27 protein-coding genes are annotated in these 24,801 nt (G+C 63.2%); 12 read left to right on the top strand and 15 right to left on the bottom strand.

The window, feature by feature from the left end; translation table 11 throughout:
- Positions 1–154: 154 nt before the first annotated feature.
- Complete coding sequence (locus OO258_RS04795) at positions 155–973, top strand: HDOD domain-containing protein (RefSeq protein WP_266029114.1); 819 nt, start codon at positions 155–157, stop codon at positions 971–973.
- 3 nt (positions 974–976) lie between these two features.
- Positions 977–1,789, top strand: coding sequence for a bifunctional DNA-formamidopyrimidine glycosylase/DNA-(apurinic or apyrimidinic site) lyase (gene mutM, locus OO258_RS04800; RefSeq protein WP_266029040.1), 813 nt, complete (start codon positions 977–979; stop codon positions 1,787–1,789).
- 210 nt (positions 1,790–1,999) lie between these two features.
- Here the strand turns inward: mutM and OO258_RS04805 are convergent, their stop codons facing one another.
- From OO258_RS04805 to OO258_RS04815, 3 genes are all read right to left on the bottom strand, one after another.
- Positions 2,000–2,251 (bottom strand): YfhL family 4Fe-4S dicluster ferredoxin, encoded by a 252-nt coding sequence (locus OO258_RS04805; RefSeq protein WP_003249063.1) that lies wholly within the window; start codon positions 2,249–2,251, stop codon positions 2,000–2,002.
- Between the two features lie 108 nt (positions 2,252–2,359).
- A complete protein-coding gene (gene coaD, locus OO258_RS04810) occupies positions 2,360–2,839 on the bottom strand; it encodes a pantetheine-phosphate adenylyltransferase (RefSeq protein ID WP_016489662.1) in 480 nt (159 codons plus the stop codon).
- A 151-nt stretch (positions 2,840–2,990) separates the two neighbouring features.
- Positions 2,991–4,421: a coniferyl aldehyde dehydrogenase gene (locus OO258_RS04815; RefSeq protein WP_266029041.1), complete on the bottom strand. Its 1,431-nt coding sequence runs from the start codon at positions 4,419–4,421 to the stop codon at positions 2,991–2,993.
- A 151-nt stretch (positions 4,422–4,572) separates the two neighbouring features.
- Here OO258_RS04815 and OO258_RS04820 point away from each other — a divergent pair, with 151 nt between their 5' ends.
- Entirely contained in the window at positions 4,573–5,238 is a 666-nt protein-coding gene (locus tag OO258_RS04820) for a TetR/AcrR family transcriptional regulator (RefSeq protein ID WP_266029042.1), read from the top strand.
- A 35-nt stretch (positions 5,239–5,273) separates the two neighbouring features.
- Entirely contained in the window at positions 5,274–6,128 is an 855-nt protein-coding gene (locus OO258_RS04825) for a sulfurtransferase (RefSeq protein WP_266029043.1), read from the top strand.
- 12 nt (positions 6,129–6,140) lie between these two features.
- On the opposite strand, the gene OO258_RS04830 is transcribed toward OO258_RS04825, so the two are convergent.
- The 6 genes from OO258_RS04830 to OO258_RS04855 form a co-directional block, all read right to left on the bottom strand.
- A complete protein-coding gene (locus tag OO258_RS04830; RefSeq protein WP_110747154.1) occupies positions 6,141–7,133 on the bottom strand; it encodes a hydrolase in 993 nt (330 codons plus the stop codon).
- Positions 7,134–7,199: 66 nt separating this feature from the next.
- Positions 7,200–8,567 (bottom strand): M16 family metallopeptidase, encoded by a 1,368-nt coding sequence (locus tag OO258_RS04835; RefSeq protein ID WP_266029044.1) that lies wholly within the window; start codon positions 8,565–8,567, stop codon positions 7,200–7,202.
- The gene (locus OO258_RS04840) at positions 8,560–9,861 is read right to left on the bottom strand and encodes a M16 family metallopeptidase (RefSeq protein WP_266029045.1); all 1,302 of its coding nucleotides are present in this window, start codon (positions 9,859–9,861) and stop codon (positions 8,560–8,562) included. Before OO258_RS04840 ends, OO258_RS04835 begins: the two co-directional genes overlap by 8 nt.
- Positions 9,862–9,955: 94 nt before the next feature.
- Entirely contained in the window at positions 9,956–10,558 is a 603-nt protein-coding gene (rsmD, locus tag OO258_RS04845; protein WP_266029046.1) for a 16S rRNA (guanine(966)-N(2))-methyltransferase RsmD, read from the bottom strand.
- Positions 10,558–12,048 carry a M16 family metallopeptidase gene (locus OO258_RS04850; protein WP_266029047.1) on the bottom strand — a complete coding sequence of 497 codons (1,491 nt, stop codon included), beginning with the start codon at positions 12,046–12,048 and terminating at the stop codon, positions 10,558–10,560. Before OO258_RS04850 ends, rsmD begins: the two co-directional genes overlap by 1 nt.
- Complete coding sequence (locus OO258_RS04855; protein ID WP_266029048.1) at positions 12,041–13,396, bottom strand: M16 family metallopeptidase; 1,356 nt, start codon at positions 13,394–13,396, stop codon at positions 12,041–12,043. The genes OO258_RS04850 and OO258_RS04855 overlap by 8 nt, the downstream gene beginning before the upstream one ends.
- A 231-nt stretch (positions 13,397–13,627) precedes the next feature.
- On the opposite strand from OO258_RS04855, the gene ftsY reads away from it, so the two are divergent.
- From ftsY to rpoH, 4 genes are all read left to right on the top strand, one after another.
- Complete coding sequence (ftsY, locus tag OO258_RS04860) at positions 13,628–15,184, top strand: signal recognition particle-docking protein FtsY (protein WP_266029049.1); 1,557 nt, start codon at positions 13,628–13,630, stop codon at positions 15,182–15,184.
- Between the two features lie 2 nt (positions 15,185–15,186).
- Entirely contained in the window at positions 15,187–15,858 is a 672-nt protein-coding gene (gene ftsE, locus OO258_RS04865) for a cell division ATP-binding protein FtsE (protein WP_012274659.1), read from the top strand.
- The gene (gene ftsX, locus OO258_RS04870; RefSeq protein WP_110745186.1) at positions 15,855–16,880 is read left to right on the top strand and encodes a permease-like cell division protein FtsX; all 1,026 of its coding nucleotides are present in this window, start codon (positions 15,855–15,857) and stop codon (positions 16,878–16,880) included. The genes ftsE and ftsX overlap by 4 nt, the downstream gene beginning before the upstream one ends.
- A gap of 111 nt (positions 16,881–16,991) precedes the next feature.
- Complete coding sequence (gene rpoH, locus OO258_RS04875; RefSeq protein ID WP_003249083.1) at positions 16,992–17,846, top strand: RNA polymerase sigma factor RpoH; 855 nt, start codon at positions 16,992–16,994, stop codon at positions 17,844–17,846.
- Between the two features lie 90 nt (positions 17,847–17,936).
- Here the strand turns inward: rpoH and mtgA are convergent, their stop codons facing one another.
- Positions 17,937–18,650 (bottom strand): monofunctional biosynthetic peptidoglycan transglycosylase, encoded by a 714-nt coding sequence (gene mtgA, locus OO258_RS04880; RefSeq protein ID WP_266029115.1) that lies wholly within the window; start codon positions 18,648–18,650, stop codon positions 17,937–17,939.
- Positions 18,651–18,714: 64 nt separating this feature from the next.
- Here mtgA and OO258_RS04885 point away from each other — a divergent pair, with 64 nt between their 5' ends.
- The 4 genes from OO258_RS04885 (at position 18,715) to trmB (ending at position 20,988) form a co-directional block, all read left to right on the top strand.
- A complete protein-coding gene (locus OO258_RS04885) occupies positions 18,715–19,086 on the top strand; it encodes a DUF423 domain-containing protein (protein ID WP_110745185.1) in 372 nt (123 codons plus the stop codon).
- Positions 19,087–19,188: 102 nt separating this feature from the next.
- On the top strand, positions 19,189–19,389 hold the full coding sequence (thiS, locus tag OO258_RS04890) for a sulfur carrier protein ThiS (protein WP_110745194.1): 201 nt from the start codon (positions 19,189–19,191) through the stop codon (positions 19,387–19,389).
- Positions 19,390–19,443: 54 nt separating this feature from the next.
- A complete protein-coding gene (locus OO258_RS04895; protein ID WP_266029050.1) occupies positions 19,444–20,256 on the top strand; it encodes a thiazole synthase in 813 nt (270 codons plus the stop codon).
- Positions 20,257–20,265: 9 nt separating this feature from the next.
- Positions 20,266–20,988: a tRNA (guanosine(46)-N7)-methyltransferase TrmB gene (gene trmB, locus OO258_RS04900; protein WP_060516925.1), complete on the top strand. Its 723-nt coding sequence runs from the start codon at positions 20,266–20,268 to the stop codon at positions 20,986–20,988.
- Between the two features lie 628 nt (positions 20,989–21,616).
- On the opposite strand, the gene OO258_RS04905 is transcribed toward trmB, so the two are convergent.
- Genes OO258_RS04905 through metW form a run of 5 tightly spaced genes read right to left on the bottom strand, consistent with a single transcriptional unit; the run spans position 21,617 to position 24,795 of the window.
- Positions 21,617–21,943, bottom strand: coding sequence for a DUF3392 family protein (locus OO258_RS04905; protein WP_086978608.1), 327 nt, complete (start codon positions 21,941–21,943; stop codon positions 21,617–21,619).
- 9 nt (positions 21,944–21,952) lie between these two features.
- Positions 21,953–23,128 (bottom strand): radical SAM family heme chaperone HemW, encoded by a 1,176-nt coding sequence (gene hemW, locus OO258_RS04910; RefSeq protein WP_266029051.1) that lies wholly within the window; start codon positions 23,126–23,128, stop codon positions 21,953–21,955.
- A complete protein-coding gene (gene rdgB, locus OO258_RS04915) occupies positions 23,125–23,721 on the bottom strand; it encodes an RdgB/HAM1 family non-canonical purine NTP pyrophosphatase (RefSeq protein ID WP_016502062.1) in 597 nt (198 codons plus the stop codon). Before rdgB ends, hemW begins: the two co-directional genes overlap by 4 nt.
- Positions 23,718–24,152 (bottom strand): DUF4426 domain-containing protein, encoded by a 435-nt coding sequence (locus OO258_RS04920; RefSeq protein WP_266029052.1) that lies wholly within the window; start codon positions 24,150–24,152, stop codon positions 23,718–23,720. The genes rdgB and OO258_RS04920 overlap by 4 nt, the downstream gene beginning before the upstream one ends.
- A 22-nt stretch (positions 24,153–24,174) precedes the next feature.
- Entirely contained in the window at positions 24,175–24,795 is a 621-nt protein-coding gene (gene metW, locus OO258_RS04925; RefSeq protein ID WP_003249106.1) for a methionine biosynthesis protein MetW, read from the bottom strand.
- Positions 24,796–24,801: the final 6 nt, after the last annotated feature.

Genomic DNA, 24,801 nt, shown 5'->3' on the forward strand with positions numbered 1-24,801 from the left:
ATTATAGCGTGTCTGCCTGGTCTTCGCCTTCAGAGGTGTAGTGCCTGTCAAGGCGAGCCCCAGGGGGGTAAAATCGCCGGTCCTAACCGAGTATGCACGTATGTCCCAAGAACTCAGCGCCGAACAGATCCAGCAAGCCTTGCAAGGCATCACCATCCCGCCGCAACCGCAGATCATGGTCGACCTGCAGTTCGAGCAGTACATGCCTGACCCGGACCTGGAAACCATCGCCAAGCTGATTTCCCAGGACCCGGGCCTCTCGGGCGCCTTGCTCAAGCTGGTCAATTCGCCGCAATTCGGCCTGTCCAACAAGATTGGCTCGATCCAGCGCGCGGTAAACCTGCTGGGTAGCCGGTCGATCATCAACCTGATCAACGCCCAGTCGATCAAGGGCGAGATGAGCGACGAGACCATCGTCACCCTCAACCGCTTCTGGGATACCGCCCAGGACGTGGCGATGACCTGCCTGACCCTGGCCAAGCGCACCGGCATCCAGGCCGCGGACGAGGCCTATACCCTCGGCCTGTTCCATGACTGTGGCGTGCCGCTGATGCTCAAGCGCTTCCCCAACTACATGGATGTGCTGGAAGAGGCCTACGCCAAGGCCGACGGGGAAACGCGGGTGGTCGACACCGAAAACCGCGCGTTCAACACCAACCATTCGGTGGTCGGCTATTTCACCGCCAAGTCCTGGCGCTTGCCCGAGCACCTCAGTGCGGCCATCGCCAACCACCACAATGCCCTGGCGGTGTTCCGCGACGAGAGCTGCCGCAATACCCAGAACCAGCTGAAGAACCTGTTGGCGGTGCTGAAGATGGCCGAGCACATCTGCGCCTCCTACCGGGTACTGGGCAACCAGTTGGTGGACCACGAATGGAACGTGGTCGGCCCGTTGGTGCTCGATTACATTGGTTTGTCGGAATACGATTTCGAAAACCTCAAGCAGAACATTCGCGAGCTGGGCGGGCACTGACACATGCCGGAATTACCTGAAGTAGAAACCACCCGGCGCGGTATTGCGCCGCACCTGGAAGGCCAGCGCGTCAGCCGTGTGGTAGTGCGCGACCGGCGCCTGCGCTGGCCGGTCCCCGAAGACCTCGATGTGCGGCTTTCGGGGCAACGTATTGTGAGTGTCGAGCGGCGCGCCAAGTACCTGCTGATCAATGCGGAGGTCGGTACGTTGATCAGCCACCTGGGCATGTCGGGCAACCTGCGCGTGGTCGAGCTGGGCTTACCGGCGGCCAAGCATGAGCATGTGGATATCGAGCTGGAGTCGGGGCTGATGCTGCGCTACACCGATCCGCGCCGCTTTGGTGCCATGCTTTGGAGCCTGGACCCACTGAACCACGAGTTGCTGTTGCGCCTGGGGCCAGAGCCGCTGACCGACCTGTTCGACGGTGAGCGGTTGTTCCAGCTCTCGCGTGGGCGGTCGATGGCGGTCAAGCCGTTCATCATGGATAACGCGGTGGTGGTGGGGGTAGGCAACATCTACGCCACCGAGGCGCTGTTCGCCGCGGGTATCGACCCACGGCGCGAGGCGGGCGGGATTTCCCGGGCGCGTTACCTGAAGCTTGCGATCGAGATCAAGCGAGTGCTGGCGGCGGCGATCGAGCAGGGCGGCACCACCCTGCGCGACTTCATCGGTGGCGACGGGCAGCCGGGGTATTTCAAGCAGGAATTGTTCGTCTACGGGCGCGGTGGACAGCCGTGCAAGGTATGCGGCACGACGTTGCGCGAAGTGAAGCTGGGGCAGCGGGCGAGCGTGTACTGCCCGCGCTGCCAACGATGAAACGTTCGCTGCAAGCCTATTGAAGTAAATGTGCTGTCACGCAGAGAACGCCGGTCATTGTGGGAGCGGGCTTGTCCCGCGAAGGGGGCCGCGCGGTGTATGGCACCGGCTTTGCCGGTGTTCGCGGGGCAAGCCCGCTCCCACGGAGTCCCTGCCAAATCAATAAGTCATGTTTTGTTCTATGGGAGCCATGCAGAGAGGGGCAGGTGATCAGCCCTTGCCAGTGATCCGGCGGTACTTGGCCATCAGCTGTTCTTCGGTCTCTGGGTGCGCTTCATCCAGCGGGATGCAGTCGACCGGGCAGACCTGCTGGCACTGCGGCTCATCGTAGTGACCCACGCACTGGGTGCACAGGTTAGGGTCGATCACGTAGATCTCTTCGCCTTGGGAGATGGCCTCGTTCGGGCACTCGGGTTCGCAGACGTCGCAGTTGATGCAATCGTCGGTGATGATCAGGGACATGGGGACTCCGGCCGGGGCGCGTTGCCCGGGCATATTCAACGCAATGGGCACAATTGTGCCGCATTCGCGCCCGCAGTGCACGTGGGCGCGATGATCAGGCGCTAAAGATTACTTCTTGAAGCGTTCGGTCAGCGCCTCGGCCACCACCGGGTGGACGAACTTGCTGATATCACCACCCAATGCGGCTATTTCCCGGACCAAGGTCGAGGAAATGAACGAATAACGCTCCGACGGCGTGAGGAACAGGCTCTCGACATCAGGAGCGAGTTGCCGGTTCATGTTCGCCAGCTGGAACTCGTACTCGAAGTCGGACACCGCACGCAGGCCGCGTAGAAACACATTGGCGCCCTGTTCCTTGGCGAAATGCGCCAACAGCGAAGAGAAGCCGATGACTTCGACATTGGGCAGGTGCTTGGTGACCTCACGGGCCAGCGCTACCCGTTGTTCCAGCGGGAACAGTGGGTTTTTCTTGGGGCTGGCAGCCACCGCGATAATCACGTGGTCGAACAGGCGCGAAGCGCGCTCGACCAGGTCGCCATGGCCTTTGGTAATGGGGTCGAAAGTACCCGGGTACAACACTCGGTTCATCGCGTCATCCTGGCTGGAGTGCGTTGGGGAGTCGGATGGTAGCGCAGCGACGGCGCCCCGGCCAAGTCGTGCGGCCGGCTGATGGCACTATAGACAGTGGGCGTATTCGTTGTCATGCGCTGTGTGCTGGCGGGCGACCAGCGCTTTGCTGTCAACGGATGAACACCCTGTAGACCAGGCGCTGCAGGGCTTTGCCATAAGGCGGGTAGATCAGCCGGGCGGCGTTGATGCGTTGCTTGGCCAATACCGCCTTGGCCTTGCTGAAGGTCAGGAAGCCTTCATGGCCGTGGTAGTGCCCCATGCCGGAAGGCCCGATGCCGCCGAATGGCAGGTCGTCCTGGGCCACGTGCAGCAAGGTGTCGTTCAGGCACACCCCGCCGGAATGGCTGTATTGCAGGACATGTTGCTGTTCGCTGCGGTCGTAGCCGAAGTAGTACAGCGCCAACGGCCTCGGGCGCTGGTTGATGTACGCCAGCGCGTCATCGAGGGTGTCGTAAGGCACCAGCGGCAGCAGCGGGCCGAAGATTTCATCCTGCATCACCTGCATGCTGTCGTTCACCTTTGTCAGCAGGTGCGGGGGCAGGCGCCGGCCTTGGCGCGCTTCGTGGGTGTACAGGTCGATCACTTGCGCGCCCTTGCTGCGGGCGTCCTCCAGCATGTGCTCCAGGCGCTTGAGCTGGCGAGGGTTGATGATGGCGCTGTAGTCGGGGTTGTCGGCGATGTGTGGGTACATGCGCTGCACGGCATTGCGATAGGCATCGGCAAAGTCGTTGAGGCGCTCGCGTGGCACCAGTACGTAGTCGGGTGCGACGCAGGTCTGGCCGGCGTTGAGCGTCTTGCCGAAGGCGATGCGCTCAGCGGCGGCATCCAGCGGCACGCTGGCCGAGACGATGGCCGGGGACTTGCCGCCCAGTTCCAGGGTCACCGGGGTCAGGTTTTGTGCGGCTGCCAGCATGACCTGACGGCCGATGCTGGTGGCACCAGTGAACAGCAGGTGGTCGAAGGGCAGGCGGGCGAACGCCTGGCCAACCTCGACCTCGCCAAGCACGACGCTGACCAGGTCTTCGGGGAATACCCGCTGCAGCAGTGACTTCAGGGCCAGCCCACAGGCGGGGGTCGCCTCGCTGAGCTTGAGCATCACCCGGTTGCCGGCGGCCAGTGCGCCGGTCAACGGGCCGATGGCGAGGAACAGCGGGTAATTCCACGGCACGATGATACCGACCACGCCCAATGGCTGGTACAGGACCCGTGCGCTGGCCGGCTGGAACGCCATGCCCACGGTCCGTCTGGCCGGGCGCATCCAGCGCTGCAGGTGGCGTTCGGCATGGCGGATGCCTTGCACTGACGGCAGCAACTCGGCCAGCAAAGTCTCATCGGCGCTGCGCCCGCTGAAGTCTGCATCAATGGCCGCGATCAGTTCCTGCTGGTCTGCCAGCAGAGCCTCGCGCAGGCTTTCAAGCCACTGCCGGCGCTGGGCTGCAGGGGGCATGGGGTTGCCGGCAAACGCCTGGCGCTGGGCGGCGAACGAGGCTTCAAGTTCGCTGTCGGAATGCACAGGAGGCGAGGCAATGGTCGAGTTCACAGCGGTCTCCCGGCTGGGCTTGAGGTCTCTGGAGCCTATACTTTGATTGGTACCATAGTGCGACTATTTTCATGCAAGGCAACGGTGCATCAGCGGCGTGAATCGCCGTAAGATGACCCTTTGTCGAAAGCCCGCAGATTGGGAGCTGAGCATGGCCCCGCGCATGAAGACTCGAGAGCGCATCGTGCAGAACAGCCTGGAACTGTTCAATCAGCAGGGCGAACGTAGTGTCAGTACCAATCACATTGCCGCGCACATGGAAATCTCGCCCGGCAACCTGTATTACCACTTCCCCAACAAGCAGGCGATCATCGCCGTGTTGTTCAGCCAGTACGAAGCGCTGGTGGACAGCTTCCTGCGCCCTCCACAAGGACGAACAGCCACGGTGGAGGACAAGCGCTTCTACCTCAAGGCCTTGCTCGCGGCGATGTGGAACTACCGTTTCCTGCACCGCGACCTTGAGCACCTGCTGGATAGCGACGCGGAGCTGGCCGGCCGTTACCGGCGCTTTTCCGAGCGCTGCCTGCACCAGGGCCAGGCGATCTACCGTGGCTTCGTCGAGGCTGGCATCCTGGTCATGGCGCCGGCGCAGATCGAGTCGCTGACCATCAATGCCTGGATCGTGCTGACCTCATGGGTACGTTTTCTCAGCACCACGCGTGAACATTCCGCGCACCTGGGTGAAGAAGCCTTCAAGCGCGGCGTCTATCAGGTGCTGGTGCTGGAACTCGGCTTTGTCACCGATAACGCACGCAATGCCGTGGACGCGCTGTGCCAGGAATTTCACGTTCCGTTCAACCAGGCCCTGGAGCTCTAGCCCGGGGCCTTTGTGCCATCGATCAGGAGATTGTCATGCCGCTTGCGCAATTGATCACCCCGCAGCAGTTGGCCGAGCGCCTGGACTCGCCCAAGTTGGTGATCCTCGACTGCCGCTTTGCCCTCGAGGATGTGGACTATGGCCAACGCAGTTATGCCCAGGGGCATATTGCCGGCGCGCATTTTGCCGACCTGGACCGTGACCTCAGCGGGCCGGTGAGCAAGGGCCGCACCGGGCGCCACCCGTTGCCCGATGCGCAGCGGCTGGTTGCGCGCCTGCGTGAGTGGGGCCTGGATAACGACAGCGAGGTGGTGCTGTACGATGATGGCCCTGGCGCCTTTGCCGCCCGCGCCTGGTGGCTGCTGGCCTGGCTGGGCAAGCGCAGCGGCGTGGCGATTCTCGATGGCGGCCTCAAGGCCTGGCACGCGGCGCATCTGCCGCTGAGCCTGGACCCACCGCCCAGACGCGAAGGCACCTTCAGCGGTGAGCCTGACGCCAGGCTGCTGATCGATGCCGAGCATCTGGGCAAGCGCCTGGGCAGTGCTGACCTGACGTTGATCGATGCACGTGCCTTGCCGCGTTTCCGCGGTGAAGTAGAACCGATCGACCCGGTGGCAGGGCATATTCCAGGTGCCCGATGCGCAGCGTTTACCGACAATCTGGGCGCTGATGGGTGCTTCTTGCCGGCGGACCAGCTCAGGCAGCGCTTTGCCGAAATGCTTGCCGGGCGGGCGCCGGAGCAGTTGGTGTCTTACTGCGGATCTGGGGTGACGGCTTGCCATAACCTGTTTGCCTTGGCGCTGGCGGGCTACCCGCTAGGCAAGCTGTATGCCGGGTCGTGGAGTGAGTGGATCAACAATCCCGCGCACGGCGTGGCTACGGGCGAATAGATTCCGCTCGGGCTAGGTACCTTCGACCAGCCACTGCGGAATCCGGCGCTCCAGGTAATACCCCGGATTGCGCAGGCTGCCGTCCACAAAGCCCACATGCCCGCCACGGCTATGCAGTTCGAAGCGGGTTTGCGATGCCAGTTCACGGGCTGTGGGCAAGCTGTGGCAGGACACGAACGGGTCATCGCTGGAATGGATGATCAGCGTCGGCGTGCGGTTCTGGCCCAGGAAGAAATGGCTCGATGAGCGACGATAGTAGTCGTGCACGTCGCGAAACCCGTTCAGGGGGGCGGTAACCCTGCCGTCGAAGTCCCAGAATGTGCGCAACTTGGTCAGTGGCCCCAAGCGCTGCAGCGTCGCCAGCCGGTCATGTTGGCCGTTGGCGTGAAAGTGCTGCTGCTTGAGCTGTACATACGCCAGCATTTCGCGCATGAAGTGCGCTTGGTAAACCTTGGAGAAACCTTGGCCAATGCGGTCGGCACAGTGGTCCAGGCGAAACGGCACCGATACTGCGACCGCCGCCTCCAGCTGGCTGGCGACCCCGCTCTCGCCCAGGTATTTCAGCAGAACGTTGCCCCCCAGCGAGTAACCCACCGCATACAGCGGCGCCAGTGGGCGCTGGGCGCGCAGGTGGCTGACAATTTCGGCCAGGTCCTCGCTGGCGCCGGAATGGTAGCTGCGGGGCAGGAGATTGGGCTCGCCCGAGCAGCCGCGCCAGTTCGCTGCCACACTGGCCCAGCCGCGTGCGTGCAAACTTTGCTGCAGACCTTTGACGTACGGCGAATGGGACGAACCGGTCAGCCCGTGCAGCACCAGCACCAATGGCACATGCGGCTGGTGCGGGCCGTGCCAGTCCAGGTCGATGAAGTCACCGTCGGCCAGCCACAAGCGTTCGCGGCTACGTGGCAGGTCCGGCAGCTTGCGCCACAATGGCCCCCACAGCGTTTGCAGATGGGGGTTGGACAGGCCGAAGGCTGGGTGGAACGTGGCGCTGGTAGTGGGCATGCTGGGCGACTCATGTTGTGCCTGCCTAGAGTGCCATGAAACAGCGCCACAGTACCTGCGCTATTGTTAGAGGGCCGGCAACGCTTGCTGCTCGGCTTGAGGGCCGACACTGACCAGCACCTTCTGGTCCAGGTCGAGCCGGCGCTGCATGACAGCGCGAAGGTCCGCTGGGGTCAGCCTGCCGATGCGCTCGATGTAGGTGTTCAAATGGTCCGCGGGCTGGTTTTGATGGGTGATCTGCGCGAGCAACGCTGCCAGGCTCTTGTTTTGCGCTATCCCGCGTAGCTGTTGCCCGGCCAGACGATTGCGCGCCAGGTCCAGCTCGGCCTGGGTCGGGCCTTGGTCGATGAAGTCGCGCAGCAGCTCCTCTACCAAAGCCTGCGAGCCTTGCACGTACGCAGGGGCGATTTCCCACGAGATGCTCAACAGGCCACCGGCACTCATGGGCGACACTCGACTGTAGATACCGTAGGTCAGCCCACGGCGTTGGCGCATTTCCACCATCAGGCGGGATTCGAGGTCTGCCCCCAATACCTCGCTAGCCAACACCAGCGCTGGATACTCCGGGTCATTGGCGGGTACGTTCATGGGCACTGCCAACACCAATGCACTGCTGGCACCCTCCTGCTCGATGTTCACAGTTGCACTGGCTGCTGCCGGCACGGCAGGCAGCTCAACGGCGGACCAGCCCTGGGGCAGGGCCTGGCTTATTTGCTGGGCAATGGCTTGTGCATCAGCAAGCGAGAGGTCCCCGACCAACACCATTTCCAGGTTACTGGCGGAATAAGCACGCTGGTGGAATGCCCGCAAGTCCTCAGGGGTGACAGTTGCCATACCCTCGGCTGTGCTGCCCCACGGGTTGCCGTAGGGGTGCCCCTTGAACAAATGGCGGAAAACTTCGCTCCGGGCCCTGATGTCGGGGCGCCGTTCTCGTGATGCATTGGACTGCAACAGCTGGCGCTTCACCGTCTCCAATGCAAGGGCTGGAAAGGCAGGGCGTGCGGCAAGATCGATGAAAAGCGCCAAGGCAGGATCAAGCAGGGCTTTGCTGCTCAGGCTGCGCAGGCTCAATGTCGCGTGCTCCAGGCGGACCTGTTTGTCCATGATCGCGCCCAGCCGCTCCATGCGCTCGGCTTGCTGGGCGGCGGTGTAAAGCTGGCTGCCCTCGTCGAGCATATACAGCGTCAGGGCTGCCAGGCCGGATTGCAGGGTGTCTTGGCTTGTGCCGGCCTTGAACCGCAATACCACATCGACGATAGGTAACCCACGTGCTTCGACGAACTTCACACCTGCGCCTGTTGCTGTTGTCCAGGCTTGCACATGTGTCTGATGGGGGGTGAGCTGGTTCAGGTCCAGCCCCTGGGCAGAGATCAGGCCGCCAAAAATATCATCGCCATCGGCCGTCTGCTGGGGCTGCGCAATAGTGTCACTCATCAGCGCTCTCCTTGGTGTGCATAAAAGTAATAGCGGCTCGGTCTTCGGTGAGGAAGTCCAGGGCAGCCTGGCCAACGTGTTCGGCTGTCACGGCGTTGATGGCCTGCCGTTCATCGTCCAGCGTCACGGGGTCCAGGCCGCAGCTGGCCTGCTTGCCGATGGTTTCTGCCTGTTTGCCGATATCGTCCATTTCGAACATTCGCCTGGCCAGCAGCCGCGCTTTGGCGCGTTGAAGGCCTTCCTTGGAGGGGGCTGAGTGGCGGAACGCATTGATTTCCAGCATCAGCCTTTCGGCTGCTGCTTCTGGCGTAACCTGTGGGCTGCAGAAGGCGTAGAGGGTCAGCAGGCTGTCGCCCCGTTGCCAGGGCTCATAATCTGACCGGATCCCCCGTAGTAGCGGTTCCTCCAACACCAACCTGCGTTGCAAGGTGCTGGCTTGACCGTCGGCCAGGATGTCGGGTAGCAGCCTCAGTGCATAAGCTTGCTCATCAGACTCGGCGGTACATTGGCTGGGGAGGTTGAAACTGAGGATCACGCCCGTGTACAGGCCTTGCAAGCGCAGGGTCTGGTCGCGCCGTACAAGAGCGGGCGGGGCTTTGTGGGTTTGTCGCAGCGGCAGGCGATTGGCGGGGATCGCTGAAAAGTGCCGGGTTACCAGGGTTTGCAGCTGTGGCAAGGCAATGTCGCCGGCTACTGCAAGCGTGGCGTTGTTAGGGTGATACCAGCTTTGGTACCAGGTACGTGCTGCAGCCAGCGTCATGTGGCCAAGGTCCGCTTTGTGACCGATCACTGGCGTGCCGTAGCCGCTGTTGCCATAGGCCAGTAGCTGATGATGCTCCAGGGCCAGCGCGAGAGGGGTGTTATCGATATTTTCACGTCGCTCGGCCATGACCACCGCCAGTTCGCGAGCGAAGGGTGCGCTGTCGAGGGTTGCGCTTGCCATCACGTCGGCCATGGCTTCCAACGCAATCTCCAGGCGATTGCTGGGCAAAGTAAGCGGGAAGACCGTGGCTTCTTGGGCAGTGAATGCATTCGGATTGCCACCCAGGCGGGCCATGAACGCGGAGTACTGGCCGCCGGCCAATTTGCTGCTGCCTTCGAACAGCAGATGCTCCAGTGCGTGAGAAAGGCCAGTGTGGCCTTCAGGCTCATAGCTGGAGCCGACGTGATACCACAGTTGCGCACTGACCAGCGGCGCGCGCCTGTCTTCACGAAGGTACACACGCAAGCCATTGGCCAGTGTAAAAGCGCTTACTGCGCTGGTGGGCGCAGGCGGGGAAGGGTTTCGGGGCATGGTTGACGCGCTCCTGCAAGAATCGAAGGAGAAGCTTCAGCCATGCCCCAGGCCGGTTGGCGGTAACTAAATACACCAGCCCCGGGTTACGTGGTCAGGCCCGCTGCCAAAGTGCGTAGTGCACCTGGCCAGTCTTTTTTTCACGGTGCAGGCGCCAGTTGCCTGGCAGCTGCAAGCTCGACGGCGCTGCCTCGCTTTCGGTGTAGACCCACGCCTGTTCACTCAGCCACTGGTGTTGCTCTAGCAGGTTGCACGTGTTGGCCAGCAGATCCTGGTTGAACGGAGGGTCGAGGAACACCACGTCGAACTGCTGCTTGGCCGGGCCTTGCAAGTAGCGCAAGGCATCGGTCTGCAGGATCTGCCCGCGCGGGCAGCGCAGGATCTCGAGGTTGTTCTTGAGGTTGGCGATGGCCGCCGGGTTGCTGTCCAGCGCCACCGCATCTTCCGCCCCGCGGGACAGGGCTTCGAGCACCAAGGCACCGCTGCCGGTGAAGGCGTCCAGCACCCGGGCGCCCTCGATGTAGGGTGCCAGCCAGTTGAAGACGGTTTCGCGCACGCGGTCGGGCGTTGGCCGCAGGCCTTCGCCTTCAGGCACCGCCAGGCGGCGGCTGCGCCACTCGCCAGCGATGATGCGCAGGTGGCCCTGGCCCTTGCTTTGGCCTGTTTGCGGGCGGGCGGGAGGGGTGGATCTTGGCATTAGTGCTCCGGTACCCCGAGCGGCTGCTCGGAGGGCTTGTCAGTGGGTGCTGGCAGCGCTTTCTGTGGCACTTTCGGGCCAACGGTGACGATCACCAGTTTATCGGCTGACAGGTGTTTGTTCATGGCTGCCTTGACCTGCTCGACGGTAAGCGCCTGGGACTGCTGCATGAAGTCCTCCAGCCAGGTCAGAGGCAGGTTGTAGAAGCCGATGGCGCCGAGTTGGCCGACGATGCTGGCATTGCTGGCATTGGACAGCGGGAAACTGCCGGCCAGCTCACGCTTGGCGTCGTCCAGTTCCTGTTGGCTGGGCCCTGTCTTCAGGTAGTCGGCGAGAATGCCCTGCACCAGCTTGAGCGTGCCTTCGCTGAGCTCGGCCCGGGTTTGCAGGTTGATCATGAACGGGCCGCGGACCTGCATCGGGCTGAACACCGAGTACACACCGTAGGTCAGGCCGCGTTTTTCTCGCACTTCACTCATCAGCCGGGTACCGAACGCACCGCCGCCGAGGATCTGGTTGCCCAGCGATAGCGCTGGCCAGTCCGGGTCCTGGCGGTCGATGCCCAGTTCAGCCAGCATCAGGTGGGTCTGCTTGGACGGGAAGTCGATATGGGTAAGGCCTGCCTTGGCATCGGCGGGCTGAGCCGGTGCGGCAAGCGCCGGGCCCTTGGGCAGGCCGGCAGACACCTGCGCGGCGATGGCTTCAGCCTCGGCGCGGCTGAGGTCGCCGACCAGGGCGATCACTGCGTTGCCGCCGGTATAGGCCTTGGCGTGGAAGGCCCGCAGCTGTGCGAGGCTAATGCCGTCTATGCTTTCGGCGGTGCCGTCGCTTGGGTGAGCGTAGGGGTGGTCGCCGTAGAGGTTGGCGAACAGCGCCTTGCCGGCAATCTTGCCGGGGTTCTGCTTCTCGTACTCGAAACCCGCCAGCATCTGGTTCTTGATGCGCTTGAGGGCGTCCTCAGGGAAGCTAGGCTTGCCGGCCACCTCGGTGAACAGCTTGAGCGCCGGCTCGCGCTTGTCCTTGGCGCTGAGGCTACGCAGCGAGGCCACGGCCATGTCGCGGTAGGAACCGTTGCCAAAGTCTGCGCCTAGTCCTTCGAAACCTTCCGCGATAGCGGTCACGTCCTTGCCGGCCACACCTTCGTTGAGCATGGCGTTGGTCAGCGCAGCCAGGCCTGGCGTGCCGCCGTCCTGGCTGCTGCCGGCAGCGAAAGTGACACGCAGGTCGAACATCGGCAGTTCGCGGGCCTCGACAAACAGTACCCGGGCACCCTCGGCGGTGTTCCAGTGCTGGATGTTCAGCTGGCGCCGGCTGGGCGCTTTGCCATCCAGCTCGGCCAGCGACTGCAAGGTATTGGCCGGGCGAGCCGCGTTGCTGTCGGCCTTGGCGGCGTTGTCGGCCATGGCCGGGGCGGCCAGCACTGCCGCCAGCGCCAGGGCGCGGATGCCGGTGGCCAGCAGGGTTGGGCGTGGTGCGCGACGATCACTCATGAGCGGGCTCCTCAGGCAAAACATGGGCAACGCTCAGGCGTTCGCGGGTGAAGTAGGTGCGCGCGGCGTTCTGGATGTCCTGCGGGGTGACGCGCTTTAGCTCATCCAGTTCGCTGTCGATCAGTTTCCAGGACAGGCCGACGGTTTCCAGCTGGCCAATGGTGGTGGCCTGGCTGCTGATGGAGTCGCGGTCGTAGACCAAACCGGCGATGACCTGTGCACGTACCCGCTCCAGCTCTTCGGCGCTGGGCGGGGTGGTCTTGAGTTCGTCCAGTAATTGCCACACGCCTTTCTCGACGTCGGCCATGGTTTTCTGTTTCTGTACGTTCGGTGTGGCCGAAATCAGGAACAGGCTGTCGCCTCGGGTGAAGGCGTTGTAGCTGGAAGATGCGCCGGCCACCAGCTCCTGGCCACGTTCCAGCCGGGCTGGCATGCGGGCGCTGTAGCCACCGTCGAGCAGTGCCGAGATCAGGCGCAGGGCATGCACGGTACGCGGGTCCTTGGCAGTCGGCAGACCGGGCACGTTGAAGCCATAGATCAGGCTTGGGAGCTGGGTGCGTACATGCAGGGTCAGCTGACGCAGGCCAGGCTCGGCCAGCTCCAGTGGCAGCTTGGTTGGCGGCACGGCGCGCTTGGGGATGCTGCCGAAGTACTTCTGCGCCAGGCCCTTCACCTCGTCGGGTGTGACGTCCCCAACTACCACCAGCGTGGCGTTGTTGGGCGCGTACCAGGATTCGTACCAGTGGCGCAGTTCCTCTACCTTCATCCGTTCCAGGTCGGCCATCCAGCCGATGGTCGGGGTGTGGTAACCGCTGGCCGGGTAGGCCATGGCGCGGAACAGCTCAAAAGCCTTGGCGTTGGGCTGATCGTCGGTACGCAGGCGGCGTTCTTCCTTGATCACCTCGATTTCCTTGCTGAACTCGTCGGCCGGCAGGCGCAGGCTGGCCAGGCGGTCGGCCTCCAGCTCCAGCGCTACCGGCAGGCGGTCGCGTGCCAGCACCTGGTAATAGGCGGTGTAGTCGTCGCTGGTGAAGGCGTTCTCTTCAGCGCCCAGGTCACGCAGTACCCGCGAGGCCTCGCCGGGGCCAAGTTTGGCGCTGCCCTTGAACATCATGTGTTCCAGCGCGTGCGACAGCCCGGTCTGGCCCGGCGTTTCGTAGCTGGAGCCGACCTTGTACCAGATCTGCGAGACCACCACCGGGGCGCGGTGGTCTTCGCGCACGACCACCTTCAGGCCGTTGTCGAGGATGAATTCGTGGGTGGGTTGCACATCGGCGGCGAAGGCTGCGAGCGGCAGGCAGAGCGTGCCGAGCAACAGGCCTGCGGCGCGGCGGGCTAGAGCATTCATAAGGTGTTCAACCTGTTCGACGGCCCGCTGGGTTTAGCGTCGGCGGGCCAGGAGGTGCTAGGATACTGATCCGGTTGCCTGGCGACCATGCCTGTCGCCGTTCTGGCCCGCAGGACACTAAGACAAAACGTTGCGCATGAACCAGCCGGCTTCAAGATAGTCTGTTCTGCGTAGAGAGAATTCCCGATGAGCCATTGCTGGCTCATCGCTACCCTGAGATAGCCGTCCTCCATGTTTGGTTCCAACGACGACAAGAAAGCGCCGGCCGAGGCTGGCGAGAAGAAAGGCCTGTTCAGCTGGTTTCGAAAGAAGCCGCAGCAACCTGTCGCCGAACAGCCACAAGCCCCTGAACCCCAGGCTGTAGAGCCTGTAGCACCGGCGTCCGCCGTCGAGCAGCTTGAAGCTGCTCCGGTGGCACCGACGGTTGCAGAAGCCCCCGTACCTGCACCTGAGGCCCCTCGGGCTACCGAGCCAGCATTGGCCCCTGAGCCTGCACCTGCCCCGGTGGTTGCGCCGGTCCCTCAGCCTGCACTTGTCCCAGTGGCTGCCCCGGCTCCTGAGCTTGCGCCGGCCCCTGTGGTTACTCCGGTGCCTGAGCCTACCCCTGTGGGCATGGGCGTGCCCGCGAATGCCGAGCCTGTCGCCCCACAGGTCGAAACCCCTGCGCCAATAGCAGCACAGGTCGTTCAAGCCGTTGAACCCCCGGTCAGCAACCTGGTCTTGCCCGTTGCCGAGGAGCCCGTCGCTCTCGTCCCTGACTTGGAGCCGAAGGCTCCGCCAGCGATCCCTGAGCGCCCGGTAGCAGAGCCCGTGCAGTCCGAGGCCGAGCGTGTGGCGGCCGCAACCGTTACCGAACCAGCCAAACCCGGCTTCTTCGCCCGCCTGAAGCAGGGCCTGTCCAAGACCAGCGCCAGCATCGGCGAGGGCATGGCCAGTCTGTTCCTCGGCAAGAAGGTCATCGACGACGACCTGCTCGACGAGATCGAGACGCGCCTGCTGACCGCCGACGTGGGTGTGGAAGCCACCTCGGCCATCGTCCAGAACCTGACCCAGAAGGTCGCCCGCAAGCAACTGGCCGACGCCGACGCCCTGTACAAGTCGCTGCAGGAAGAACTGGCAGCATTGCTGCGCCCGGTCGAGCAGCCGCTGAAAGTGCAGGCGCAGAACAAGCCCTACGTGATCCTGGTGGTGGGCGTGAATGGCGCCGGCAAGACCACCACCATCGGCAAACTGGCGAAAAAACTGCAGCTGGAAGGCAAGAAAGTCATGTTGGCCGCGGGTGATACGTTCCGTGCCGCGGCGGTCGAGCAACTGCAGGTGTGGGGCGAGCGGAACCAGATCCCGGTCATCGCCCAGCACACCGGTGCCGATTCTGCCTCGGTGATCTTCGACGCCGTGCAGGCCGCCAAGGCCCGTGGCGTTGACGTGCTGATCGCCGACACTGCCGGCCGCTTGCACACCAAAGACAACCTGATGGAAGAACTGAAGAAGGTCCGCCGGGTCATCGGCAAGCTTGACGTTGAGGCGCCGCACGAGGTGCTGCTGGTGCTTGACGCCGGCACCGGCCAGAACGCCATCAGTCAGGCCAAGTATTTCAACCAGAGCGTCGAGCTGACCGGCCTGGCCCTGACCAAGCTGGACGGCACTGCCAAGGGCGGGGTGATCTTCGCCCTGGCCAAGCAGTTCAACATCCCGATCCGTTTCATCGGCGTCGGTGAAGGCATCGACGACCTGCGCACCTTTGAAGCCGAGCCGTTCGTCAAGGCTCTGTTCGCCGAGCGAGACTGACCATGATCCGATTCGAACAGGTTGCCAAGCGCTATCCCAATGGTCATGTCGGTTTGCATGAGCTGAGTTTCCGGGCGCGCCGGGGCGAGTTCCTGTTCGTCACCGGCCACTCGGGTGCCGGCAAGAGCACCTTGCTGCGCCTGCTGCTGGCCATGGAACGCCCGACCAGCGGCAAGCTGATGCTGGCCGGGCAGGACCTGGGCCAGATCAGCAACGCACAAATCCCGTTCCTGCGCCGGCAGATCGGCGTGGTGTTCCAGAACCACCAGCTGTTGTTCGACCGCACGGTGTTCAACAACATCGCCTTGCCGCTGCAGATTCTCGGCCTGTCCAAGGCCGAGATCGCCAAGCGCGTGGACTCGGCCCTGGAGCGCGTGTCGCTGTCCGACAAGGGCGAGCTGTTCCCGGCCGACCTGTCCACCGGGCAGCAGCAGCGGGTCGGCATTGCCCGCGCTATCGTCCATCAGCCGGCGCTACTGCTGGCTGACGAACCCACCGGTAACCTCGACCCTCGGCTGGCGGCAGAAATCATGGGCGTGTTCGAGGACATCAACCGGTTGGGCACCACGGTATTGATCGCCAGCCACGACCTGGCACTGATTGCGCGCATGCGTCACCGCATGCTCACCTTGCAGCGCGGCCGCTTGATCGGCGATGGGGAGGCCGGCCAATGAGCACTACACGTACGCCGAAGGTTTCCGAGCGGGTTGCGCCGAAGCCGGCCGACCCGCAACCTGCGAAGAAAAAGCGCGGTGAAGACGATGACGGCCCGGATTTCCGCACGCTGCTGCATGCCTGGCTGGAAAGCCACCGTGCCAGCATGGCCGACAGCCTGCGCCGCCTGGGCAAGCAGCCGATCGGCAGCTTCTTCACCTGCCTGGTGATGGCGGTGGCACTGAGTATGCCGATGGGCCTGTCGTTGCTGCTGAAGAACGTCGAGCAACTGGGCGGCTCGTGGCAGCGCGCAGCGCAGATTTCGCTGTACCTCAAGCTGGATGCCGGCAGCCGTGACGGAGAGGCGCTGCGCGACGAGATCAAGGGCATGCCTGGCGTGGCGGATGCGCAATATGTCAGCCGCGAGCAGGCGCTTGAAGAGTTCCAGCAACAGTCCGGCTTGGGCGAGGCCCTGCGCGAACTGCCTGACAACCCGTTGCCAGGGGTGGTGGTAGTCACTCCGACCGAGGTCGACAAGCCGGCCCTGGACGCCTTGCGTCAGCGCTTGTCGGAGCTGCCACGGGTGGAAGTGGCGCAGCTGGACCTGGTCTGGGTCGAGCGGCTGGCCGCTATCCTCAAGCTGGGTGACCGCTTCGTCTTTGGTCTGGCCGTGATGCTGATTTCTGCCCTGCTGTTAGTAATCGGTAACACAATTCGTCTACACATTGAAAACCGCCGCGTCGAGATCGAAGTGATCAAGCTGGTCGGTGGCACCGACGCCTACGTGCGCCGGCCTTTCCTGTACATGGGCGCCCTGTATGGCCTGGGCGCGGGGTTGCTGGCGTGGGGTATCCTGGCGTTTGGCCTGAACTGGCTGAACGAGGCGGTGGTAGGGCTTTCCGGGCTGTATGGCAGTGACTTCGCCCTGGGTGGGGTGCCGGCGTCCGATGGTCTGTCGCTCTTGATCGGAGCGGTGCTGTTGGGGTATATCGGTGCATGGATTGCAGTCGCCCGCCACCTGAACGAGCTGGCGCCGCGATAGTTTTTACGTGCCAGCATTGACATTTTCTTCACTGCGGAACTTGTACCGTCGTTCCAGGTCAATGTTGGCAGCGCCCACAAGGCGCGAGTTTTGAAAGTCGGAGGTTCTTGAATGACCACATCGTTGCAACCTGCCTATGCCCTGGTACCCGGTGCAAACCTGGAAGCCTACGTGCACACGGTCAACAGCATTCCGCTGCTGACGGTCGAGCAGGAGCGTGATCTGGGCGAGCGTCTCTATTATGAGCAGGATGTCGAGGCCGCTCGTCAAATGGTGATGGCCCACCTGCGGTTCGTCGTACATATCGCCCGTAGCTACGCCGGCTACGGGTTGGCCCAGGCCGACCTGATCCAGGAAGGCAACGTCGGCCTGATGAAGGCCGTCAAGCGCTTCAACCCGGAAATGGGCGTGCGCCTGGTGTCGTTCGCCGTGCACTGGATCAAGGCAGAGATCCACGAGTTCATCCTGCGCAACTGGCGCATCGTCAAGGTGGCCACCACCAAGGCCCAGCGCAAGCTGTTCTTCAACCTGCGCAGCCAGAAGAAGCGCCTGGCCTGGTTGAACAACGACGAAGTGCATCGCGTGGCGGAAAGCCTGGGTGTCGAGCCGCGCGAAGTGCGCGAGATGGAAAGCCGCCTCAGCGGCCAGGACATGGCCTTCGACCCGGCAGCCGAGGCTGACGACGACAGCGCCTTCCAGTCGCCTGCGCACTACCTGGAAGACCATCGTTACGACCCTGCGGTGCAACTGGAAGATGCCGACTGGAGCGACAACTCCACCAGCAACCTTCACGAAGCGCTGCAAGGGCTTGACGAGCGTAGCCGCGATATTCTCTACCAGCGCTGGTTGGCCGAAGAAAAGGCTACGTTGCATGAGCTGGCTGACAAGTACAGCGTTTCGGCTGAGCGAATTCGCCAGCTGGAGAAAAATGCGATGAACAAGGTCAAGGCGCTGATCGCTGCCTGATCGAGCCTTGATTGTAAAGAAAGCCGCTGGCCCCGATGGGGCGAGCGGCTTTTTTGTGCGCGGCGCTCGATCTGCGCATCACCGCGAAATTCAAAGCTTGCTGCGTGAGGTGTCGAGCTGCATCAGGTAACCCGGCCCGCCCAACTGGCTCATCTGCCGGCGAATCCAGCCGGCCCGGCTGGCCACGTAGGCGCTTGGCCGGCTGGCACTCCACTTGATTGGGCTGGGCAGCACCGCCGCCAGTTGCGCGGCCTGCTGGCGGCTGAGCCGGCTGGCATCCACACCAAAGTGATAGCGCGCCGCGGCTTGGGCCCCAAACACTCCCTTGCCCCATTCGGCGCTGTTCAGGTAAACCTCAAGAATCCGCTCCTTGGACCAGAACAGCTCGATCAAGGCTGTGAACCAGGCTTCCAGCCCTTTGCGGAACCAGCTGCGCCCGGACCACAGGAACAGGTTCTTGGCCACCTGTTGGGTCAGGGTGCTGGCCCCGCGAATGCTGCCGCCGCGCTCGTTGTAGGCCAGGGCCGCCTGGATGGCAGGGATGTCGAAACCCCAATGGTTGGCGAACTTCTGGTCCTCGCCGGCAATGACTGCGACCTTTAGCTCATCGGAGATGTTTTCCCATGGCTCCCAGTCGCGCTGCAGGTCGATCGGCTCGCCACTCACCCATGACTGCACCTTGCGCTCGACCATCAACGCCGTGCCGGGCGGCGGCACCCAGCGGAACACCAGCACCAGCACGATGCTGCCGGCAGCGAACCAAAGCAGGGCGCGGGAGAGGCGGCGGATAAGGGTTGGCAGCATGGCGATGGCTTGGCCGTTTGGGTGGAAGGGGCCATTATACAGACCCGATACAAGGAGTCGTCCCATGCTTCGCAGCTTCCTGATGCTTGCCGCTTTTTTCGGCTTTACCGGCGTCGCCCTGGGCGCGTTCGCCGCCCATGGCCTGAAGAATCGTCTGACGGCCGACTACCTGGCGATCTTTCATACCGGCGTGACCTATCAGTTGGTACATGCCCTGGCGATCTTCGGTGTTGCCCTGCTTTCTGCTCACCTGCCCGGGCGCCTGGTCGGTTGGGCCGGGGGGCTGTTTGTCATAGGCATCGTGCTGTTCTCCGGCAGCCTGTACCTGCTGACCCTCAGCGGCCTGGGCAAGCTGGGCATCATCACCCCGATTGGTGGCCTGTGCTTCCTTGCCGGCTGGCTGTGCCTGGGCCTGGCAGCCTGGCGGCTGGGCTGACCGAGTGGTCCACAATCGCGACTAATGGCGCGCACCGCCCTTGGGTTGCAGGGCGGTTCGGCGCTAGAATGCGGGCCCCAACGAACAATGGTGGCCGTGCGCATGCGCATTCAACTGAACGGTGAACCTTACGAACTGCCTGCCGGCGAGAGCGTTGCAGCCCTGCTGACGCGCCTGGAGCTGAGCGGGCGCCGCATTGCCGTGGAACTGAACCTGGATATCGTGCCGCGTAGCCAGCACGACAGCACGCTGCTGAACGACGGCGACCAGGTCGAAGTGGTTCACGCCATCGGTGGCGGCTGACAGCAGCCTGGCGGTTCTCAAGCAAGCCCTGCAACCTTTTCCCGAGGAACAACGATGAGCAACGTTCGTAGCGACAAGCCCTTCATCCTGGCCGGGCGCACTTTCCAGTCGCGCCTGCTGGTTGGCACCGGCAAGTACCGTGACATGGAAGAAACCCGCCTGGCAACCGAGGCCTCGGGTGCCGAGATCGTCACCGTGGCCGTGCGCCGGACCAACCTTGGCCAGAATGCGGGCGAGCCGAACCTGCTCGACGTACTGTCGCCCGACAAGTACACCATCCTGCCAAATACCGCAGGTTGCTTCGACGCCGTCGAGGCAGTTCGTACCTGCCGCCTGGCCCGTGAGCTGCTCGATGGCTACAAGTCCCATGAGTCGCGGACCTTGGTCAAGCTGGAAGTGCTGGCTGACCAGAAAACCCTGTTCCCCAACGTGATCGAAACCCTCAAGGCCGCCGAAGTGCTGGTCAAGGAAGGTTTCGACGTGATGGTGTACACCAGCGACGACCCGATCATCGCCCGTCAGCTGGCCGAAGTCGGCTGCATCGCGGTCATGCCGCTGGCTGGCCTGATTGGCACCGGCCTGGGCATCTGCAACCCCTACAACCTGCAGATCATCCTGGAAGAATCCAAGGTGCCGGTGCTGGTCGATGCCGGTGTGGGTACCGCTTCCGACGCCACCATCGCCATGGAAATGGGCTGCGAGGCAGTGCTGATGAACTCGGCCATCGCCCACGCCCAGCAGCCGGTGCTGATGGCCGAAGCCATGAAGCACGCCATTGTCGCCGGTCGCATGGCCTACCTGGCCGGGCGTATGCCGAAGAAACTCTATGCCAGCGCCTCTTCGCCGCTGGATGGTCTGATCAAGTAAGAGCTCCTGATGACTGAATCGCACGATACGCCGATCACCCCCGACGGCGAAGCCCGCCCACACCGCCGCATCAAAAGCTTCGTGATGCGCGCCGGGCGCATGACCGAAGGCCAGCAACGCGGCCTGGACCAGGGCGGCCCGCTGTACATCCTGCCGCTGGCCGACAGCCCGGTGGACTATGACCAGGTGTTCGGCCGTTCGGCGCCGCGCACCCTGGAGATCGGCTTCGGCATGGGCCATTCCCTGCTGGAAATGGCGGCTGCCGCGCCTGAACAGGACTTCATCGGTGTGGAAGTGCACCGCCCGGGTGTCGGCGCGCTGCTCAACGGCGTACTGACTCAGGGCCTGAAGAACCTGCGGGTGTACGACTGCGATGCCATCGAAGTGCTGAACCGCTGTGTGGCGGACAACAGCCTCGACCGCCTGATGCTGTTCTTCCCAGACCCTTGGCACAAGGCGCGCCACCACAAGCGCCGCATCGTCCAGCTGGAGTTTGCCGAGCTGGTACGTCGCAAGCTCAAGCCCGGTGGCGTGTTCCACATGGCCACCGACTGGGAGCCGTATGCCGAGTACATGCTGGAAGTGATGAGCGCCGCCCCGGGCTATCGCAACCGTGCAGCCGACGGCACCTACGTGCCACGCCCGGAAGAGCGCCCGATCACCAAGTTCGAACGCCGCGGCGAGCGGCTGGGGCATGGGGTGTGGGACTTGAAGTTCGAGAAGGCGGATTGATCGGCTGATCTGGCCTTTCGATGTGCTGGTGCTTGCAGAAATGCGGGCGAAAAAAACCGCCTTGAGAAAGGCGGTTTTTTTGTGAGCGACAGGACTGAGTATCCTTCGCTCTGGGACTTCACCGAAAACGTCCCCACAGTCAGGGGATCATAAGCAGCCAAAAAGGGCGCGTCAACGATCAGAAATTCCAGCATCACGTGTGTCTGCGCGGTTAACAGCTTTGATTGCGCATCCCAATTATCATCGTGTTGCTCCTGTGGGGAAAAATTCGGTGATGGGTCGGGTAGGAGAAGAATTCTGCTTTCCGGCCCCTTCGACACGGCCTGAGAACCGTGCCGGTAACTGACTTCGAAGGGCCATTAACCTGGCCACTTCACCGAACACGTCCCCAGAGTTTTCGAAGGCATCGAAGTGCCGGTTAGATGCTGGAAGATTGGCCCGCCAACACGGAGGCCAAGGCATATGAAGCGTTTGCTTGATGCGCTGAGCCGCGTCTGGAAGCTCATTCGGATCTTGATTGTGCTCAAGACCGTTCGGGACTTCATGCGTGACCACTTCGATGATGCCCGTTAAGGGCTAGTCAGGTGGTAGGGCTGCCCTGGTTTCCCGGGGCAGCTTTTTGCAACCCTTACCCTCGGCGATCAGCCACCACACCAATCAACACCAGCACCACCAGCAACACCGGCGCCAGCGCGTAGTTGTTGAACTGGCCCAGCCCCTTCACCACCCACGGCGTGGCGTAGATCAGTGCCGCACCGCTGCCGATCATCACCATCAGGGCCATGAACGGCACCCGCAGTGCACCCGCTAGGCCACCGAGGCGTTGTTCGGCCCAGGCTTTGACATCGCTGCCGAACAGCACCAGCAGGCAGCCTACCAAGGCCAGTGAAATCTCCGACAGGTTGCCGCGGCTCCAGCGGGAAACCGTCGCGAGCAGATCAAGTACCAGATCCATGGGTCATCCTTAGGTCAAGAAATACTGCAGCAGGTCATTGAGGAACAACTGGCCCCTTGGCGTGGCCACCAGTCGATCCGGTTCGACCTGCAAAAGGCCCTTTTGTTCGGCGGCGCGGCGTGCCTCGCGCAGCTGTGCCAGCGGCAAACCCGTGCGCTGTGTGAACAGTTCGGCCTCCACGCCATCGGTAAGCCGCAGGGCGTTCATCAGGAACTCGAACGGCAGCTCGTCGACCGGCAGCAGCTTCTCGCCAGCTTTGAACGGCTTGGCCAGGTTCAGGTAGTCCTTGGGCAGGCGGGTTTTCCAGGTGCGCAGGATGCGCCCGTCGGCGAAGGTCAGCTTGCCGTGGGCGCCGGCACCAATGCCGATGAAGTCACCAAAGCGCCAGTAGTTGAGGTTGTGTTGCGCCGCTCGGCCTGCCTGGGCATAGGCCGATACCTCGTACTGGCGATAGCCATGGTCAGCCATCAGTGCCTGGCCGGCCTCCTGGATGTCCCAGAGGATGTCGTCTTCGGGCAGCTCTGGCGGCTGATTCCAGAACACCGTGTTCGGCTCCACGGTCAATTGGTACCACGACAGGTGCGTCGGTCCCAGGTCGATGGCCTGGCGCAGGTCGCCCAGCGCGTCTTCCAGCGACTGGTCGGGCAGGCCGTGCATCAGGTCCATGTTGAAGTTGTCGAACCCGGCCGCGCGCGCCATACCGGCGGCTCGCACCGCCTCGTCACCGTTGTGGATGCGCCCCAGCGCCTGCAGCTTGGCTGGCTGAAAGCTTTGCACGCCGATCGACAGGCGGTTGATGCCTGTCTGCCGGTAAGCCTTGAACTTGTCCTGCTCGAAGGTGCCCGGGTTGGCTTCCAGGGTGATCTCGATGTCTGGCGCGAACGGAATGCGTTGCTCAACACCGCGCAGCAAGCGGCCAAGGGCATCGGCGCTGAACAGGCTGGGCGTCCCGCCCCCGAAGAAGATCGAGCTGATCGGTCGGCCTTGAACGGCGGCCATTTCCTGGTCGAGGTCGTCCAGCAGGGCCGAGACGTAGGCGTCTTCCGGCAGTTCAGGCCCGGCAGCGTGGGAGTTGAAGTCGCAGTAAGGGCATTTGCGTACGCACCACGGAATGTGGATGTACAGCGCCAGCGGCGGCAGGCTGGCAAAGCCCGCCGCGCCGGGAGAGGACAGCATTTCGATCATGCCAGGCCCAGACGTTGGCGCAGCAGGGCCATGGCACGGGCGCGGTGGCTGAGCTGGTTTTTATCTGCCGGGGCCAGGTCGGCGCTGGAACAGTTGCGCTCCGGTACCCAGAACAGCGGGTCGTAGCCGAAACCGTGCTCGCCGCTGGCCTCGAACAGGATGCTGCCGTGCCACAAGCCTTCGCACAGGATCGGCAGCGGGTCGTCGGCATGGCGTACCAGTGCCAGGACGCAGACGAACTGCGCGCCGCGCTCGGCTTCGGGCACGTCTTTCAGGGCTTCGAGCAGCTTGGCATTGTTCGCCGCGTCACCCTTGCCGTCGGCATACCGTGCCGAGTAGATGCCCGGCGCACCACCGAGGAAGTCCACGGCCAGGCCAGAATCGTCGGCCAGGGCCGGCAGGCCGGAAATACGCGCGGCGTTGCGTGCCTTGAGGATGGCGTTCTCGACGAACGACAGGCCGGTTTCTTCCGGCTCGACCTGGCTGAACTCGCCAATCGAGCGCAGCTGCACGGACTGGCCGAGCATGGCCTGGAGTTCCTTGAGTTTGCCGGCGTTATGGCTGGCCAATACGAGTTGCTGGAAATTCATCATTCGCCTGGGAACACTTCCTGGTTGAAGCTGAGGGAGTTGCTGATGCCGCCGGTTTCGATGGTCAGGTCGAAGGTGACGGTTTCGGGTTGTTCGATCTTGAACTGGGCGATGTAGTACACCGCACTCTGTTCGGTAACCTGCTTGAACGACAGCGGGCTGCTGCGCCCGGTCAGGTCTTTGACCGTGCCGCTGACCAGTGCCGGGGCGGGCTTGCCGGCCTTGAGCACGGCAATGTTGAGCACGCCCTGGTTCTTGCTGCGCACCAGACCGGTGGCCGCAGCCACCTCGGGTGTGAGCATGCTCGAAGTGAATGCGCTGTAATGCACCGTCACATCGCCAAACACTTCCTTGCGCTCGGGCCGGGCGGCATCGGCAGCCAGTACCGGCAATGCCAGGCACAGGCTGATCAGGAACAGGGCTAGGCGACGCATGGGGCAATTCCTCCAGTGGACGTCAGACGGCGAGCTGGTGTTCTTGCAGGCCCGGGCTGCTGACGCGGTAGATGCCGATTTCACCTAGAAGATTAGGCCATAGCCGGCCACCCCACCCGTTACGGTGCAAGTGGTCGACGGCCAGGCGGTCGAGTACCTTTGCCCTGCGTTCGTGCACCAGTTCTTCGAAGTCGGCGAAGGTGCAGAAGTGGATGTTCGGCGTGTTGTACCAGGTATACGGCATGAAGTCCGATACCGGCATGCGGCCTTTGGTCGCCAGGTACCAGCGGCAGCGCCAGTGACCGAAGTTGGGGAAGGTGATGATGCACTGGCGACCCACGCGCAGCATCTCGTCGAGGATGCGGTCAGGGTACTCCACGGCCTGCAGGGCCTGGGTCATGATCACTACGTCGAAACTGTTGCTGGCGAAGTTGCCCAGGCCCTTGTCCAGGTCCTGCTCGATGACGTTGACGCCCTTGGCCACGCACGCGGCGATGTTGTCGGCGTCGATCTCCAGGCCATAGCCGGTGACCTGCTTGCGGTCACGCAGCGAGGCCAGCAGTTCACCGCTGCCGCAGCCCAGGTCAAGTACCCGGCTGCCGGCGGGGATCCAGTCGTGGATGATTTCCAGATCGGCTCTCATGCTGTC

The sequence above is a fragment of the Pseudomonas sp. DCB_BI genome, from assembly GCF_026240995.1.
Taxonomy (GTDB): domain Bacteria; phylum Pseudomonadota; class Gammaproteobacteria; order Pseudomonadales; family Pseudomonadaceae; genus Aquipseudomonas.

Excerpts from the sequence above, each read along its gene's own strand:
- mutM (WP_266029040.1), top strand. The coding sequence starts at position 977 with ATGCCGGAATTACCTGAAGTAGAAACCACCCGGCGCGGTATTGCGCCG.
- OO258_RS04805 (WP_003249063.1), bottom strand. The coding sequence starts at position 2,251 with ATGTCCCTGATCATCACCGACGATTGCATCAACTGCGACGTCTGCGAA.
- coaD (WP_016489662.1), bottom strand. The coding sequence starts at position 2,839 with ATGAACCGAGTGTTGTACCCGGGTACTTTCGACCCCATTACCAAAGGC.
- OO258_RS04820 (WP_266029042.1), top strand. The coding sequence starts at position 4,573 with ATGGCCCCGCGCATGAAGACTCGAGAGCGCATCGTGCAGAACAGCCTG.
- OO258_RS04825 (WP_266029043.1), top strand. The coding sequence starts at position 5,274 with ATGCCGCTTGCGCAATTGATCACCCCGCAGCAGTTGGCCGAGCGCCTG.
- OO258_RS04830 (WP_110747154.1), bottom strand. The coding sequence starts at position 7,133 with ATGCCCACTACCAGCGCCACGTTCCACCCAGCCTTCGGCCTGTCCAAC.
- OO258_RS04835 (WP_266029044.1), bottom strand. The coding sequence starts at position 8,567 with ATGAGTGACACTATTGCGCAGCCCCAGCAGACGGCCGATGGCGATGAT.
- OO258_RS04840 (WP_266029045.1), bottom strand. The coding sequence starts at position 9,861 with ATGCCCCGAAACCCTTCCCCGCCTGCGCCCACCAGCGCAGTAAGCGCT.
- rsmD (WP_266029046.1), bottom strand. The coding sequence starts at position 10,558 with ATGCCAAGATCCACCCCTCCCGCCCGCCCGCAAACAGGCCAAAGCAAG.
- OO258_RS04850 (WP_266029047.1), bottom strand. The coding sequence starts at position 12,048 with ATGAGTGATCGTCGCGCACCACGCCCAACCCTGCTGGCCACCGGCATC.
- OO258_RS04855 (WP_266029048.1), bottom strand. The coding sequence starts at position 13,396 with ATGAATGCTCTAGCCCGCCGCGCCGCAGGCCTGTTGCTCGGCACGCTC.
- ftsY (WP_266029049.1), top strand. The coding sequence starts at position 13,628 with ATGTTTGGTTCCAACGACGACAAGAAAGCGCCGGCCGAGGCTGGCGAG.
- ftsE (WP_012274659.1), top strand. The coding sequence starts at position 15,187 with ATGATCCGATTCGAACAGGTTGCCAAGCGCTATCCCAATGGTCATGTC.
- ftsX (WP_110745186.1), top strand. The coding sequence starts at position 15,855 with ATGAGCACTACACGTACGCCGAAGGTTTCCGAGCGGGTTGCGCCGAAG.
- rpoH (WP_003249083.1), top strand. The coding sequence starts at position 16,992 with ATGACCACATCGTTGCAACCTGCCTATGCCCTGGTACCCGGTGCAAAC.
- mtgA (WP_266029115.1), bottom strand. The coding sequence starts at position 18,650 with ATGCTGCCAACCCTTATCCGCCGCCTCTCCCGCGCCCTGCTTTGGTTC.
- OO258_RS04885 (WP_110745185.1), top strand. The coding sequence starts at position 18,715 with ATGCTTCGCAGCTTCCTGATGCTTGCCGCTTTTTTCGGCTTTACCGGC.
- thiS (WP_110745194.1), top strand. The coding sequence starts at position 19,189 with ATGCGCATTCAACTGAACGGTGAACCTTACGAACTGCCTGCCGGCGAG.
- OO258_RS04895 (WP_266029050.1), top strand. The coding sequence starts at position 19,444 with ATGAGCAACGTTCGTAGCGACAAGCCCTTCATCCTGGCCGGGCGCACT.
- trmB (WP_060516925.1), top strand. The coding sequence starts at position 20,266 with ATGACTGAATCGCACGATACGCCGATCACCCCCGACGGCGAAGCCCGC.
- OO258_RS04905 (WP_086978608.1), bottom strand. The coding sequence starts at position 21,943 with ATGGATCTGGTACTTGATCTGCTCGCGACGGTTTCCCGCTGGAGCCGC.
- hemW (WP_266029051.1), bottom strand. The coding sequence starts at position 23,128 with ATGATCGAAATGCTGTCCTCTCCCGGCGCGGCGGGCTTTGCCAGCCTG.
- rdgB (WP_016502062.1), bottom strand. The coding sequence starts at position 23,721 with ATGATGAATTTCCAGCAACTCGTATTGGCCAGCCATAACGCCGGCAAA.
- OO258_RS04920 (WP_266029052.1), bottom strand. The coding sequence starts at position 24,152 with ATGCGTCGCCTAGCCCTGTTCCTGATCAGCCTGTGCCTGGCATTGCCG.
- metW (WP_003249106.1), bottom strand. The coding sequence starts at position 24,795 with ATGAGAGCCGATCTGGAAATCATCCACGACTGGATCCCCGCCGGCAGC.